General features: G+C 68.2%; 14 protein-coding genes. 7 read left to right on the top strand and 7 right to left on the bottom strand.

The features are described from left to right. Nucleotides 1-48: 48 nt before the first annotated feature. From LNW72_RS20605 to LNW72_RS20590, 4 genes are all read right to left on the bottom strand, one after another. On the bottom strand, nt 49-837 hold the full coding sequence (locus tag LNW72_RS20605; protein ID WP_250976760.1) for a proline-rich domain-containing protein: 789 nt from the start codon (nt 835-837) through the stop codon (nt 49-51). A 48-nt stretch (nt 838-885) separates the two neighbouring features. Continuing rightward, complete coding sequence (locus LNW72_RS20600) at nt 886-2,175, bottom strand: MFS transporter (RefSeq protein WP_250976759.1); 1,290 nt, start codon at nt 2,173-2,175, stop codon at nt 886-888. Nucleotides 2,176-2,321: 146 nt separating this feature from the next. Next, entirely contained in the window at nt 2,322-3,401 is a 1,080-nt protein-coding gene (locus LNW72_RS20595; protein ID WP_250976758.1) for an inositol-3-phosphate synthase, read from the bottom strand. A 20-nt stretch (nt 3,402-3,421) separates the two neighbouring features. Next, entirely contained in the window at nt 3,422-4,072 is a 651-nt protein-coding gene (locus LNW72_RS20590; protein ID WP_250976757.1) for a PadR family transcriptional regulator, read from the bottom strand. A gap of 379 nt (nt 4,073-4,451) precedes the next feature. Between LNW72_RS20590 and LNW72_RS20585 the strand changes: the two genes are divergently transcribed. Both LNW72_RS20585 and LNW72_RS20580 read left to right on the top strand, forming a co-directional pair. Continuing rightward, a complete protein-coding gene (locus LNW72_RS20585) occupies nt 4,452-7,208 on the top strand; it encodes a transglycosylase domain-containing protein (RefSeq protein WP_250976756.1) in 2,757 nt (918 codons plus the stop codon). A gap of 93 nt (nt 7,209-7,301) precedes the next feature. Then, the gene (locus LNW72_RS20580; protein ID WP_250976755.1) at nt 7,302-8,843 is read left to right on the top strand and encodes a glycosyltransferase 87 family protein; all 1,542 of its coding nucleotides are present in this window, start codon (nt 7,302-7,304) and stop codon (nt 8,841-8,843) included. A 68-nt stretch (nt 8,844-8,911) separates the two neighbouring features. On the opposite strand, the gene LNW72_RS20575 is transcribed toward LNW72_RS20580, so the two are convergent. The 3 genes from LNW72_RS20575 to LNW72_RS20565 form a co-directional block, all read right to left on the bottom strand. Beyond that, complete coding sequence (locus tag LNW72_RS20575; RefSeq protein WP_138351155.1) at nt 8,912-9,943, bottom strand: alanine racemase; 1,032 nt, start codon at nt 9,941-9,943, stop codon at nt 8,912-8,914. A gap of 36 nt (nt 9,944-9,979) precedes the next feature. Beyond that, nucleotides 9,980-11,101 (bottom strand): peptidoglycan bridge formation glycyltransferase FemA/FemB family protein, encoded by a 1,122-nt coding sequence (locus tag LNW72_RS20570; RefSeq protein ID WP_138351154.1) that lies wholly within the window; start codon nt 11,099-11,101, stop codon nt 9,980-9,982. 97 nt (nt 11,102-11,198) lie between these two features. Next, nucleotides 11,199-11,501 (bottom strand): hypothetical protein, encoded by a 303-nt coding sequence (locus tag LNW72_RS20565; RefSeq protein ID WP_164298569.1) that lies wholly within the window; start codon nt 11,499-11,501, stop codon nt 11,199-11,201. Between the two features lie 256 nt (nt 11,502-11,757). Between LNW72_RS20565 and rpsF the strand changes: the two genes are divergently transcribed. The 5 genes from rpsF (at nt 11,758) to LNW72_RS20540 (ending at nt 15,311) form a co-directional block, all read left to right on the top strand. Continuing rightward, nucleotides 11,758-12,048 (top strand): 30S ribosomal protein S6, encoded by a 291-nt coding sequence (rpsF, locus tag LNW72_RS20560; RefSeq protein WP_138351152.1) that lies wholly within the window; start codon nt 11,758-11,760, stop codon nt 12,046-12,048. 65 nt (nt 12,049-12,113) lie between these two features. Further along, on the top strand, nt 12,114-12,728 hold the full coding sequence (locus LNW72_RS20555) for a single-stranded DNA-binding protein (protein WP_250976754.1): 615 nt from the start codon (nt 12,114-12,116) through the stop codon (nt 12,726-12,728). A gap of 43 nt (nt 12,729-12,771) precedes the next feature. Then, nucleotides 12,772-13,008, top strand: coding sequence for a 30S ribosomal protein S18 (gene rpsR / locus LNW72_RS20550; RefSeq protein WP_031512678.1), 237 nt, complete (start codon nt 12,772-12,774; stop codon nt 13,006-13,008). A gap of 17 nt (nt 13,009-13,025) precedes the next feature. Continuing rightward, the gene (rplI, locus tag LNW72_RS20545) at nt 13,026-13,472 is read left to right on the top strand and encodes a 50S ribosomal protein L9 (protein ID WP_138351150.1); all 447 of its coding nucleotides are present in this window, start codon (nt 13,026-13,028) and stop codon (nt 13,470-13,472) included. Between the two features lie 231 nt (nt 13,473-13,703). After that, on the top strand, nt 13,704-15,311 hold the full coding sequence (locus tag LNW72_RS20540; RefSeq protein WP_250976753.1) for a phenylacetate--CoA ligase family protein: 1,608 nt from the start codon (nt 13,704-13,706) through the stop codon (nt 15,309-15,311). Nucleotide 15,312: the final 1 nt, after the last annotated feature.

The raw sequence follows: 15,312 nt of genomic DNA, 5'->3' as shown, positions 1-15,312 counted from the left end.
GTTCCACGTGGAACATCGCCCCTGTGCATTTCGGTGAGACCGGTGGGACTACTTGTCCTTCAGGCAGAGCAGGAAGTCGCTGCCGCTACCGGACTCGGTGTAGGCGTACTGGAAGTCCGGGGCCGCCGCCGTGCACTTCTTCTCGGCCTCGGAGTCGCCGTACTCGCCACTGATCACGGCCAGGACCTTGTACTGCGCCTTGGCGTCCGTGCAGGAGACGACCTTCAGGTCCGGGTTGCTGTCGCTGGCGCTACCGCGGTGCATGCAGTCGCCGACGACGGCCGTGCTGGCGCTCTTGTCGAGCGCGTTCACCCCCACGATCGCGGCGATCACGATGAGCGGGACCAGGATGCCGTAGGCACCCACGCGCCCGAAGATCGGCTTTCCGGTCTCGCGGGACGGTCCCCAGCCACCGGTGGGCGCGGGGAGCTTGTTGAACTTCCCCCGCGCACCCAGGTTGATGAGCAGGGTGACCGGCGTGATGATGAACGAGGCGATGCCCCACCAGCCCTGCCACAGGGTCTTGGTGGTCATGTCGCGGTGCGTGGCTATGCCGCAGGAGCGGCAGTAGTTGGCCTTCAGCTTGAGGAACCGCATGATGACCAGGAAGCCCTGGTGACCGCGGACCGTGGCGTGGACGGCGGGGTAGCCGCCGCAGAAGGTGCACGCGCCGGGCTGGGCTCCCTGCTGGGGATACGGCTGCGGCCCCTGCTGCCCGAAGGGGTCAGCGCCCTGCGGCGGTTGCGGCTGGCCGTACGGGTTGCCGCCCTGCGGCGGCTGCGGCTGGCCGTAGGGGTTCCCACCCTGCTGGTACTGCGGTGGCGGTGGAGTGGTCATGGGTGTCCCCCGATTGGGATGTATGAGCGACGTAAGAACGGGCGAACACTACTGGAGACCCCTGACACGGAGCATCGCCAGGGCCACCACCGCGTACAGCAGGGCCAGTAGGGCGATCAGGAGCGCGGACCGGCCGTCCGGCGGAAGCATCAGGGCGGCGACTGCCGCGGCACCGACGAAGGCGACGTTGAAGGCCACGTCGTAGAGCGAGAACACCCGTCCCCGGTATGCGTCGTCGACCGAGGACTGGACGACGGTGTCGGTGGCGATCTTGGCGCCCTGGGTGCAGATGCCCAGGGCGAAGGCGGCGACCAGCATGGGCGCGGGGTCGAACGGCAGGGCCAGCGGCGGGAGAAGCACGGCGGCGGATCCGGCGCAGACCGTGATCCAGCCGGCGGTGCCGAAGCGGGCGGTGGCCCAGGGTGTGATGACGGCGGCGGCGAAGAAGCCCGCGCCCGAGACGCCCACCGCGAGTCCGAGCAGGGCCAGACCGCCGCTGCCGTCGTCGCCCGGCCGGTCCGACGCGGTGTTCCAGGCGTAGCGGCACAGCATCAGCAGGACGACGGTGAGTGCGCCGTAGCAAAAGCGCAGGGCGGTCATGGCGGCCATGGCCCGCACCGCGGCCGGGCGGCCGCGCAGATGGCGCAGCCCCTCCGCGAGGCCGTGCACGGTACCGGTCAGCGCGGTGCCGAGGCGTGGTTGGACGAGCTCCGGGTCGGGGCCGAGGAGGTCGCGGTCCAGGGCGAGGGCGGCCAGGCCCGCGCAGAGGTAGACGAACGCGGCGAGCAGCACCACGGTCGCGTCGGCTCCGGCGCCCTTGGCGAGGCCGAGGTGGACGAGGAAGGCGAGACCGCCGCCGGCCGTCGCGGCCAGTGTCCCCGCGGTCGGCGACAGCGAGTTGGCCATCACGAGCCGCTCCCGGTCCACGACGCGCGGCAGTGCCGCCGACAGCCCGGCCAGGACGAAGCGGTTGACGGCGGTGACGGACAGCGCCGACAGATAGAACAGCCAGTCCGGGACATGGGCCAGGATCAGCGCGGCCGTGCCGCAGGAGAGCACCGCGCGCAGCAGGTTGCAGTACAGCAGGACCTGGCGCCGCCGCCAGCGGTCCAGCAGCACCCCGGTGAAGGGACCCAGCAGGGAGTACGGCAGCAGGAGCACGGCCATCGCGGAGGCGATGGCGGCGGGGGACGCCTGCTTCTCGGGCGAGAAGACGACGTACGTGGCGAGCGCGACCTGGAAGACGCCGTCGGAGAGTTGGGACAGCAGGCGCACCGCGAGCAGCCGCCGGAAGTCGCGCAGCCGCAGCAGCACGCGGAGATCGCGCACAACAGCCATGGGCACAGCCTCACATGACGCGTCAGGCCCCGGGCGCAACACCCGGGGCCTGACGGTTACGCGTCGTGCGTGATCAGCGGTTCAGTGGCGATCAGTGGCGATCGGCGGGTCGGTGCCGATCGACCGTGAGCCCGAGCCGGCTGGGCTCAGCGCTCGACCTCGCCCTTGATGAACTTCTCGACGTTGTCGCGGGCCTCGTCGTCGAAGTACTGCACCGGCGGGGACTTCATGAAGTACGAGGACGCCGAGAGGATCGGGCCACCGATGCCGCGGTCCAGGGCGATCTTCGCGGCACGCACCGCGTCGATGATGACGCCGGCCGAGTTCGGGGAGTCCCAGACCTCGAGCTTGTACTCCAGGCTCAGCGGGACGTCACCGAAGGCGCGGCCCTCGAGGCGGACGAACGCCCACTTGCGGTCGTCGAGCCACGCCACGTAGTCCGACGGGCCGATGTGCACGTTGTCGGCACCCAGGTCGCGGTCGATCTGCGAGGTGACGGCCTGCGTCTTCGAGATCTTCTTCGACTCGAGGCGGTCGCGCTCCAGCATGTTCTTGAAGTCCATGTTGCCGCCGACGTTCAGCTGCATGGTGCGCTCCAGCAGGACACCGCGGTCCTCGAAGAGCTTCGCCATCACACGGTGCGTGATCGTGGCGCCGACCTGCGACTTGATGTCGTCACCGACGATCGGCACACCGGCCTCGGTGAACTTGTCCGCCCACTCCTTGGTGCCGGCGATGAAGACCGGGAGGGCGTTGACGAACGCGACCTTGGCGTCGATGGCGCACTGCGCGTAGAACTTCGCAGCGACCTCGGAGCCGACGGGCAGGTAGCAGACGAGAACGTCGACCTGGCGGTCCTTGAGGATCTTGACGATGTCGACCGGGGCCGCGTCCGACTCCTCGATGGTCTCGCGGTAGTACTTGCCGAGACCGTCGTGGGTGTGACCGCGCTCGACGGTGATACCGCTCTGCGGAACGTCGCAGATCTTGATCGTGTTGTTCTCGCTGGCGCCGATGGCGTCCGCGAGGTCGAGGCCGACCTTCTTCGCGTCGACATCGAAGGCGGCCACGAACTCGACGTCACGCACGTGGTAGTCACCGAACTGCACGTGCATGAGGCCAGGCACGCGGCCGTTCGGGTCGGCGTCCTTGTAGTACTCGACACCCTGCACCAGCGACGCGGCGCAGTTGCCCACGCCAACAATGGCTACGCGAACCGAACCCACGGTTGCTCCCTGTGTAATCGTCACGCGGTTCCCCGGTCTCCGGGTTGGCCGCCATGTTCTTGAGTGTTGCGGTCTTGTGTGTTGTCGTCCTGCTCGGCCGGCGGGCGCGTGGTGCGCCCGTTGCGCTCGGTCTCGATCAGCTCGTTGAGCCAGCGGACCTCGCGCTCCACCGATTCCATGCCGTGCCGTTGCAGCTCGAGCGTGTAGTCGTCGAGCCGCTCACGGGTGCGCACCAACGAGGCGCGCATCTTGTCCAGGCGTTCCTCGAGGCGGCTGCGCCGCCCCTCGAGGACGCGCATCCGGACGTCCCGTGACGTCTGGCCGAAGAAGGCGAACCGAGCCGCGAAGTGCTCGTCCTCCCATGCGTCCGGCCCTGAGTGGGCGAGGAGCTCCTCGAAGTGCTCCTTGCCCGCCGTGGTCAGCCGGTAGACGATCTTCGCCCGGCGGCCGACGAGGGGAGCGGCCAGCGGATCCACGTCCGGAACCGTCTCCTCGATCAACCAGCCCTGGGCGACCAGCGTCTTCAGGCAGGGATAAAGGCTGCCGTAGCTGAACGCGCGGAACACACCGAGCGAGGTGTTGAGCCGCTTGCGCAGCTCGTAACCGTGCATCGGGGATTCGCGCAGCAGGCCGAGGACAGCGAATTCGAGGATCCCGGAGCGCTTGCTCACTGCCCCGCCTTCCGTCCTGGCCACCGCTGAACCCGGGTCCGCCCCGGTGTGTGGTGGTGCTTGTGCCGGCCCGATGTATCGAGTCGATACATCGCGACGATAGAACGGCTTGATCTATCTGGCAAGGCGGCCCGCGGTGACCGGTGTCACATCGGGAAACCTGTGAAGCCTCAGCCGTCCGTTATGTGATGAAGGTTGGTGTCACAGGGCTTTTGAGCCTGCGTACTCTGTTCGCCATGCAGAGCACCGGGAACCCTGTGACGCGCGTGAGCGTCTTGGTCCTGGGTGCAGTGCGGCCTGACACTGCCGCACTCAGGGGGACCCACGGATATTCATTGCCGCCTTCAGGCGATCCCGCCTGTTCTAGGAGTAGCTGTTCATGAGCGATCACCGTCGCAAGCCGCCGCAGTCGCCCGGCGGCGGCCGCGCAGCCGCCCGGCGCGGAGCGCAGCAGGAACCGCCGTCGCCGTCCGTCGGCCGGCGCGCCGCCAACCCGCCGTCGCAGGCACCGTCACCCGGCCGTTCCGCCGCTGACGGACCCTCTTATCCCGGCCGCGCGGCCGCGCGCCGTGCTGGGCAGGGCGGTCGCCGCCGTGCGGCGAACGCCGCCGAGGGCGCGGGTGTCGCGGAAGGCGCGGGCGGTTCCGGTGGCGGTGGGCGCCGCAGGCCCGGCGGTGGTGGCAGCGGCAGTGGCAGTGGTCCCGGTGGTCGTGGACCCGGCCGTCCCCCGAAGAAGCGCTTCATCGACTATCCGCGCTGGGGCAAGACCGGCTGGCGCCACTGGATGCCGTCCTGGAAGCAGGTCACGTCGCTGACCATCGCCTTCTTCGGCACACTGGTCGGTATCGCGGGCATCGCGTACGCGATGGTGCAGATCCCGGACGAGAACCTCGCCGCCAAGGCGGAGAACAACGTCTACTACTGGGACGACAACACCCCGATGATCGCGACCGGCGGGGAGATCAACCGCCAGAACGTGACGATCGACCAGATCCCGCGGGCGATGCAGTACGCGGTCATCTCCGCGGAGAACAAGACCTTCGAGGGCGACAGCGGCGTCGACCCCATGGGTATCGCGCGTGCCCTGAAGAACATGGCCACCGGCGGTGAGGTGCAGGGTGGTTCGACGATCACCCAGCAGTACGTCAAGAACTCCCGGCTCGACCAGTCGCAGACCGTCACTCGCAAGTTCAAGGAATTGTTCATCTCCATAAAGGTCGGCGCCAGTGTGAAGAAGCCGGTCATCATGGCCGGCTACCTGAACACCTCGTACTACGGCCGGGGCGCCTACGGAATCCAGGCCGCGGCCCGGACGTACTACGGCGTCGACTCCAAGGATCTCAACCCGAGCCAGTGCGCTTTCCTGGCAGCGCTGCTCAAGGGCCCGACGTACTTCGACCCCGCCGGCGCGGTGGACATCGACTCGCGCGCCACTCCCGAGGCCAACAAGGCCAACTCCATGCAGCGCTGGAAGTGGATCCTTGACGAGGAGGTCAAGGACGGCCACCTGACGGCTCAGGAGCGGGCGAAGTACACGGCGTACCCGACGCCGGGACCGGTGAAGAAGAACGCGCAGATGGCCGGGCAGATCGGCTACCTGGTGAGCCTCGCCAAGTCCTACGTCATCAACAGCACCGGACTCAAGATCACGTCCGACGACCTGGCCAAGGGCGGCTACCAGATCCACACCACCTTCAACAAGCAGAAGGTGGCGGAGCTGGAGGCGTCGATCAAGGCGGTCCGCGACAAGAACCTGAAGCCGGACACCCGCAAGGACACCTCGGGGAAGAACACCACCCTGGACAAGGACGGCGGGTTCGTCGACAAGTTCGTGCAGTTCGGTGGTGCCTCGGTCAATCCCAAGGACGGCGCGATCATCGCCATCTACGGCGGTACCGATGCGGTGCAGCACTTCACGAACAACGCGGACGAGACCGGCGCCCAGGTCGGGTCGACGTTCAAGCCGTTCGTCCTGGCGGCCGCGATGACCCATGGCGCGCGTGACCCCAAGGGGGAAGCGGACCAGGGTGACGACGAGCGCACCAAGGTCTCGCCGAAGAGCATCTTCAGCGGTAAGAACGACCTGAAGATCAACACCTACGACGGCAAGCCCTGGCACGACAACAAGGGGGAGGAGTGGACTCAGCCCAACGACGACGGCGAGTCCGAGGCGAAGGTCACGCTGCGCGAGGCCATGGAAAAGTCGATGAACTCCCCCTACGTCCAGCTCGGTATGAACGTCGGCACCGACAAGGTGCATGACGCCGCGATCGCGGCGGGTCTGCGGCCCTCCGCGTCGAACGGTCTGAACGACTACAAGAACAGCGTCACGTACTCGATCGGCACCTCGTCGCCCAGCGCGATCCGGATGGCCGGGGCCTACGCGACGTTCGCCGCGAGCGGCATGCAGAACGACCCGTACTCGGTCACCAGCGTGTCGGACAAGAGCGGGCAGATCTACAAGCACGAGAAGAAGGCGAAGCTGGCCTTCGAGGCGAACGTGGCCGACACCGTCACCAACGTGCTGCAGGGCGTCGTCCAGAAGGGCACCGGTGAGCCGGCGAAGCTCGACGACGGCCGGGAGGCCGCGGGCAAGACCGGTACCACCGACGACAACAAGTCGGCCTGGTTCATCGGCTACACGCCGGCGCTGTCGACCTCGATCGGCATGTGGCGACTGGACGACAAGGCCGAGGCCAGCAAGAAGACCTTCCTGTCGATGTACGGCACCGCAGGCAAGGCGAAGATGCACGGTAATTCGTTCCCGGCGCAGATCTGGCACGACTACATGAGCCAGGCCCTCAAGGGCACCGCGAAGCAGACCTTCAACGAGCCGTCGAGCGATCCCGGCGAGATGGTCTACGCCCCCGGCACCAGCCCGACGCCCACGCCGTCGCAGACGACGCCCAGCCAGACCCCGTCGACGACCAAGGCTCCGACGACGCCCACGACGACGCCGCCCACGACGCCGCCGACCTCGCCGACCGATACGCCGACGACGCCTTGCGCGCCGCTCGACTGGAACTGCCACCACACGCCCGGCGGCGGCAGTACCTCGCCGACACCCTCGACCACCACGACCCGGCCCGGCAACGGCGGTGGTGGAGGTAACAACGGCAACGACTTCTCCGACTGACGGATGAGCCGTTAGCAGTGCGGCCGGGGCCGCGGAGGGCCAATGCCCTCCGCGGCCTCCTGCCTTCCCAGGCCATGCGGCAGGATGTCCGCCATGACGAGCGTGCGCGAAGACGACCAGCTGGAGGCCCTCGTGCCGCCGACCGACGAGGATCCGGTGGCCGCATCCGCCAGCGAGGTCATCGGCGGGCCGCTGGGACGCCGGGCGGAGACCGGAGCGCACCGCTGGTGGAACCCGCTGCGGGTCCTGGTGATCCTGGTCATCGGCATGTTCGCGCTCGGGATGGTGCAGAAGCTGCCCTGCTACAACAGCGGCTGGTTCCAGCCGGGTGACGCGCAGTACATCCACGCCTGCTACTCCGACATCCCGCACCTGTTCGGCGGGCGCGGCTTCTCGACGGGGATCGTGCCGTACTTCGACCGGATCCCGGACGAGGTCTCCACCGACTTCCACTATCTGGAGTACCCGGTCCTGACCGGCCTCTTCATGGAGGTCGCGTCCTGGTTCACCCCGGACGGCGGCTCGGAGCAGCACCGCGAGCAGATCTACTGGCTGGTCAACGCGGGCATGCTGATGGTCTGCGCGGTGGCCCTCGTGGTGTGCGTCGCGCGCACCCACCGGCGCCGCCCCTGGGACGCCCTGCTCGTCGCGCTCTCCCCCGCGCTGGCGCTGAGCGCCACCATCAACTGGGACCTGTTCGCGGTGGCGCTCACCGCGGGCGCCATGCTGATGTGGGCCCGCAGCCGCCCGCTGGCGGCCGGCGTCCTGCTCGGCCTGGCCACTGCCGCCAAGCTCTACCCGCTACTGCTGCTGGGGGCGCTGTTCGTGCTCTGCCTGCGGGCGGGCTGGCTGAGGGCCTTCTGGACGGCCGTGGCGGGGGCGGTGGGGGCATGGCTGGTGGTCAACCTGCCGGTGATCCTGCTCGCGCGCGACGGCTGGGCGAAGTTCTACTCGTTCAGCCAGGACCGCCGGATCGACTACGGCTCCATCTGGCTCGTCATCAGCCAGCAGACCGGCAAGCCGCTCGACGGCGTCAACTCCTACGCCGTCGCCCTGATGCTGCTGCTCTGCGCGGCCATCGCGGGGCTCGCGCTCTACGCCCCCCGGCGTCCGCGCTTCGCGCAGCTCGCCTTCCTCGTGGTGGCCGCCATAGTGGTCGCCAACAAGGTCTACTCGCCGCAGTACGTGCTGTGGCTGCTGCCACTGGCCGTGCTCGCCAGGCCGCGGTGGCGGGACTTCCTGGTGTGGCAGGGCTCCCAGGTCCTGTACTTCCTGGGCATCTGGATGCAGCTCGCCTATGTGACGGGCGGCAACAAGCACCACGGGCTGCCCCAGGACGGCTACCACCTGGCGATCGTCATCCACCTCCTCGGCACGCTGTACCTGTGCGGCGTGGTGGTGCGGGACATCCTGCTGCCGGAACGCGATGTGGTGCGCTGGGACGGCGAGGACGACCCGTCCGGCGGTGTGCTGGACGGCGCGCCGGACGTGTTCGTACTCGGCCGGGCCCATGAACCGCGGCACGCGGCCCCCTTCACGGGGACGCCGGTGGAGTGGGGCGTGGAACGGCGTGAGACGGCGGGACAGCGGCCGGTGGAGGGCGGGGCCGCGGCGACAGCGGCCGAGACCGGCTGAGAGGCGCTCAGAGCCGCTGAGCGGCGTCCTGTGGCTGGGGTGGCTGGTGGGGTGGCGTCCCGCGGCCGTCAGCGGTCCAGGACGCGGTCGAACTGGGTGGTGGTGTGCCGCAGGTGCGCCACCAGCTCGTCACCGACCGCCGGCGGGGCCACGTCGTTGGGCAGGAACAGGATGGAGACCTGCATGTGCGGGGGCTCCGCGAACCACCGCTGCTTGCCGGCCCACACGAACGGCGACAGGTTGCGGTTGACGGTGGCCAGGCCGGCCCGCGCGACACCCTTGGCGCGCGGCATCAGGCCGTGCAGGGCCTTGGGCGCTTCGAGCCCCACACCGTGGGACGTCCCGCCCGCGACCACGATCAGGTGGCCGTCGTCGGAGGCCTTCTGCTGGCGGTACCCGTAGCGCTCGCCCTTGGCGATGCGCGTGACGTCCAGGACCGCGCCGCGGTACTCGGTGGCCTCGTGGTCGCCGAGCCACATCCGGGTGCCGATCCGGGCACGGAACTTGGTCTGCGGGAACTGCTGCTGCAGCTGGCCGAGCTCATGCGCCTTGAGGTGGCTGACGAACATCGTGTGCAGCGGCAGCCGGGCGGCGCGCAGCCGCTCCATCCAGCCGAAGACCTCCTCCACCGCGTCGGAACCGTCGGTGCGGTCCAGCGGCAGATGGATGGCGAAGCCCTCCAGCCGTACGTCGTCGATGGCGGCGTGCAGCTTGACCAGGTCGTCCTCGGCGACGCCGTGGCGCTTCATGCTGCTCATGACCTCGATGACGACCCGTGCGCCCACCAGCCCGCGCACGCCCTCGACGGAGGACACCGACCGGATCGCACGGTCCGGCAGCGGCACCGGCTCCTCGCCGAGCCGGTACGGGGTGAGGACCAGGAGGTCCCCGCCGAACCAGTCCTTGATCCTGGCGGCCTCGTAGGTCGTACCGACCGCGAGCATGTCGCTGCCGAGCCGGGTCGCCTCGTCGGCGAGCCGCTCGTGTCCGAAGCCGTAGCCGTTGCCCTTGCAGACCGGGACGATGCCGGGGAACTGCTCGGCCACGGACTGCTGGTGCGCACGCCAGCGTGCGGTGTCGACATACAGGGTGAGCGCCATGGCCTGGTCAGGACCTTTCCTTCGTCTGCTCGCCGGTCAGCGGCGGGACATGTAGATGTCGAGTGCCTTGTGGAGCAGTTTGTTGAGGGGGAAATCCCACTCGCCCAAGTATTCGGCGGCCTGGCCGCCCGTGCCCACCTTGAACTGGATCAGGCCGAACAGGTGGTCCGTCTCGTCGAGGGAGTCGCTGATGCCGCGCAGGTCGTACACGCTCGCTCCGAGGGCGTACGCGTCCCTGAGCATCCGCCACTGCATCGCGTTGGACGGCCGGACCTCCCGCTTGTGGTTCGCGGAGGCGCCGTAGGAGTACCAGACGTGCCCGCCGACGATCAGCATGGTGGCCGCGGCCACCGCCTCGCCCTCGTGCACGGCCAGGTACAGCCGCATCCGGTTGGGGTCCTCGTTGTTGAGCGAGGTCCACATCCGCTGGAAGTACGACAGCGGGCGGGGCCGGAAGTGGTCGCGCTCGGCCGTCACCTCGTAGAGCTTCTGCCAGACCGGGAGGTCGTCGTAGCCGCCCTGCACGACCTCGACACCGGCCTTCTCGGCCTTCTTGATGTTGCGGCGCCACAGCTGGTTGAAGCCCTTGAGGATGTCGTCCAGCGAACGGTTCTCCAGCGGCACCTGGTAGACGTAGCGCGGCTGCACATCACCGAATCCGGCGCCGCCGTCCTCGTTCTGCTGCCAGCCCATCCGGCGCAGCCGGTCGGCCACCTCGAAGGCGCGGGGCTCGATGAACGTCGCCTCGACGTCCCGCAGCCGCTTGACGTCCGGGTCCGAGATGCCGGCCTTGATGGCGGGCGCGTCCCAGCGGCGGATGACGACGGGCGGGCCCATCTTCACCGTGAAGGCACCCTGCTGCTTGAGGTGCGCCAGCATCGGCTGCAGCCACTCGTCCAGGTTCGGGGCGTACCAGTTGATGACCGGGCCCTCGGGCAGGTACGCGAGGTACCGCTTGAGCTTGGGGATCTGCCGGTACAGCACCAGGCCGGCGCCGACGATCTGGCCGGTCTTGTCGTCGAACCAGCCGAGGTTCTCGGAGCGCCATTCGTTCTTGACATCCGCCCATGCCGGAACCTGGCAGTGACTGGCCGAGGGCAGGCTCTGGATGAATGCCAGATGCTGCTCACGGCTGATGGTCCTCAGGGTCAAGCTCATGCGGGGCGCTCCCCATCGCTACGACTGCGGTCTTATCTGCGCCGAAGCCTACTGCGATCGGGGAACCGCCCCGCCAGCCCTGTGGACAACTCTCCGGTCAGCCTCCGAAGAACCCTCCGTGTGCCATACCCAGGTAGAAGCCGACCGCGGCCGCGCCGAGCCCGATGATCAGCGCGAAGCGTTCGGCGGTGGTGACGGAGATGAATTGCCCGTATCCCCCGGTGATGATCCCGGCCAGGCCGGTCAGGGAACTGAGCAGATGCAGGCTGTCGAAGATCGACGTGACGATGGCGATGCCACCGAGGACCAGGGTGACCGCGACCAGCGTGTTCTCCAGGGGATGGGCCTGGCCGTCGGTGTTGAACGTGAGGCGATGGGTCCGTGCCGCTTGCTGTGCCATGGGAGACCTCCGTAACGGAGCCGTAGCGCATCGTAGCGCCGTTCCTACCCGATGTGTACAGATTGAGGGCATTAGCGGCCGGATTTCAACCGGAGGCGGTTGTCCGGGTAGTCTGTACGGTCTGCACCGGTGTCTGCGCTGGTCCACAACGATCCACCGTGATTGTCAGTGGTCGGCGCTACCGTTGCGACGCAATGCAAACCCTCCTGCCACGGAAATGCCGTGGCCGCTGAGTCCAAAGGAGGTGGGTTCCACAATGCGTCACTACGAGCTCATGCTCATTCTCGACCCCGATCTCGAGGAGCGCGCTGTCTCCCCGCTGATCGAGAACTTCCTCACTGTCGTCCGCAACGGCGGCGGCAGCGTGGAGAAGGTCGACACCTGGGGCCGTCGTCGCCTCTCGTACGAGATCAAGAAGAAGGCCGAGGGTATCTACTCGGTCGTCGACCTCAAGGCTTCGCCCGAGGTCGTCAAGGAGCTCGACCGTCAGCTCAACCTGAACGAGTCGGTTCTCCGGACCAAGGTCCTCCGCCCGGAACTGCACTGAGCCTGCGGGCTTAGAGCAGTACCGGTTCCGAGAAGCAGCCAGCACACCGCCGAGAGGTCACCACCATGGCAGGCGAGACCGTCATCACGGTCGTCGGCAATCTCGTCGACGACCCCGAGCTGCGCTTCACCCCGTCCGGTGCGGCGGTCGCGAAGTTCCGTGTCGCGTCCACACCCCGCATCTTCGACAAGCAGACCAACGAGTGGAAAGACGGCGACGGCCTCTTCCTCACGTGCTCGGTCTGGCGTCAGGCGGCGGAGAACGTAGCGGAGTCGCTGCAGCGAGGCATGCGCGTCATCGTGCAGGGCCGGCTGAAGCAGCGGTCCTACGAGGACCGCGAGGGCGTCAAGCGGACGGTCTACGAGCTGGACGTCGAGGAAGTCGGCGCCAGCCTGAAGACCGCGACCGCCAAGGTCACCAAGACGACCGGCGGCGGCCGTAGCGGCCAGCAGGGCGGTTACAGCGGTGGCGGTGGCGGTGGCGCACAGGGCGGCCAGGGTGGCGGCAACTGGGGCGGAAGCTCCGGCGGCGGCCAGCAGGGCGGCGGCGGTGCTGCTACCGACGACCCCTGGGCGACCAGTGCTCCGGCCGGCGGTGCCCAGCAGGGCGGCGGCGGAAGCTGGGGCGGGAACTCCGGTTCCTCCTCCGGCGGCGGCTTCTCGGACGAGCCGCCCTTCTAAGGGCGTCACGACACCAACTTCTTGATCAAACAGGAGAGACACCATGGCGAAGCCGCCTCCGCGCAAGCCTAAGAAGAAGGTCTGCGCGTTCTGCAAGGACAAGACCGTCTACGTGGACTACAAGGACACGAACATGCTGCGGAAGTTCATTTCCGACCGCGGCAAGATCCGTGCCCGCCGCGTGACCGGCAACTGCACGCAGCACCAGCGTGACGTCGCCACGGCCGTGAAGAACAGCCGTGAGATGGCACTGCTGCCCTACACGTCGACCGCTCGCTAAGGAAGGGTGACCGAAACATGAAGATCATCCTCACCAACGAGGTCTCCGGCCTCGGCGCCGCAGGCGATGTCGTAGAGGTCAAGTCCGGCTACGCCCGCAACTACCTGGTCCCGCGCGGTTTCGCGATCGCCTGGACCAAGGGTGGCGAGAAGGACGTAGAGCAGATCCGTCGTGCGCGTCGGATCCGCGAGATTCACACCCTTGAGGACGCGAACGCCGTCAAGGCGAAGCTGCAGTCCGTCAAGGTGCAGCTGACCACCCGCGCGGGTGACAGCGGCCGACTGTTCGGTTCCATCACGCCGGCCGACATCGCTGCGGCGATCAAGGCCGCCGGTGGCCCGGACGTGGACAAGCGTCGTGTCGAGGTCGGTACGCCGATCAAGACCCTCGGCGCCCACAAGATCTCGGTGCGTCTGCACCCCGAGGTCGAGGTCAAGCTCGACCTTGAGGTCGTTGCTGCCTGATCTGCCGCGCTTCGGCGCAGCGCGAAGGACCGGTACCCCGCAGGGGGTGCCGGTCCTTCGTTCGTTCCGGGATGTTTCACGTGGAACATCCCATCGGCTGTCGGATGTTCCACGTGAAACATCGGCACCCGGGTGCCCACTTGGTCGCCGCGCGTACTCAGGTAGGTACCGGGCCCGGAGTGAGTAGCGCAGCCCATGCCGGGGACGGGGCCGCGCGGCCACCATGTGGGCATGGCAATGGGAAGCTTCGCGCGGCAGTGGCTGCTGAGAATCATCAGCTTCGGGCTCACCGCTCTGTACCGGCTCTACCGGGTGCACCCCTTCGTATGGCGGGTGATGGCCCGCAACTACCGCCCGTGGATGAGCGGTTTCGCACGCCTCCACGCATGGATGACCTGCCAGTTCGCGGCGCTGGACGTACCGGCGTACGCCGCGCACCTGGAGAACGGCGGCTGGCGGTTCCGCTGGTTCCGGCTCGACTCCTACCCGGCCACCGACAAGGAGTCGTACGTCAAGGCGTACCCGGAGGAGATGCGCTGCTGGAAGGGGCGGGTGGAGATCGCCGGCAGCGTGGTCGACGAGTCCTCCGGCTCGTCCGGCACTCCGTACAACTGGGTGCGCAGCCGCCGCGAGTTGAACACCGTGCACCGCAATGTGGCCGGCTACACCAGCCTGGTCTTTCCCTCGAAGCGGCTCTTCGTGATCAACGCCTACTCGATGGGCGCCTGGGCCACCGGCACCAACACCGGAATCGCCATGGCCCGGATCGCCACCGTGAAGAACACCGGGCCCGATCTGGAGAAGATCGTCGACACGCTGCGGCACTTCGGGCCGCGCTACGACTACCTGGTCACCGCCTACCCGCCGTTCCTCAAGCATCTGCGGGACCGGCTGGCCGGTGAGTCCTGGTTCGAGGAGAAGAGCTACCGGCTCGCGGCGATGGTCGGCGGCGAAGGCATGACCGAGGCGCTGCGCGACTACGTCGGCGATGTGTTCGGCAAGGTCCGCTCCGGCTACGGCGCATCCGACCTCACGATCGGGATGGGCGGCGAGACCACCTTCAGTGTCTGGCTGCGCCGGATGATGCGCGAGGACGCCACCGTCAGGGCCGCCTTCCTGGGCCCGGACGAGCAGCGGCTGCCGATGGTCTTCCAGTACAACCCCCTGGAGACCTATCTGGAGACCGCCGGCGACGACCGGACCGGCGAGGTGCTCTGCACCATCAACTCCACCGCCGTCATGGCTCCCAAGCTCCGCTACAACATCGGCGACGAGGGCACGTTGATGTCCTTCCCCCAGGTCTGGGAGATCCTGCGGGAGCTGCTCGCGGACCGACCGGTCCTGCTGCAGCGCGCGGAGGCCGCCGCCCTGCGCGAGAAGATGCGGCTGCCGCTGCTGTTCCTGTACGGGCGGGCCGACTCGACCGTCTCCTACATGGGGGCCAACATCTACCCGCAGGACGTCGAGTACGGCCTGTACGAGGGCAATCCGATGGCGGACCGGATCGAGAGCTTCTGTCTGGCGCTGGAGGAGGGCGACGACCTGGAGGCGCGGCCCGTCATCCATGTGCAGCTGCGGGAGGGGACGGTGCTGGACGCCGACGGGACCGCGAAGCTCGCGGAGGTGTGCCGGGCCGGCGTGCTGCGGCATCTCGCCGCCTGCAGCCGGGACTTCGCCCAGTCGCTGACGGAGGACTCCTCGGCCGGCGAGGTGGCGGCACGGGTGCACCCGTACGGCTCGGGGCCGTTCGCGGGTGGAACGGGGACCGCGGCCGGTGGCAGCAGCCACGGCATCAAGAACAAGTACCTGCTCGGTGCGACCGCGAAGGGCGGTGCCTGAA

The sequence above is a fragment of the Streptomyces sp. RKAG293 genome, from assembly GCF_023701745.1.
In the GTDB taxonomy this organism is placed as follows: Bacteria; Actinomycetota; Actinomycetes; order Streptomycetales; family Streptomycetaceae; genus Actinacidiphila.
This window is presented reverse-complemented; position numbering and strand designations above follow the sequence as displayed.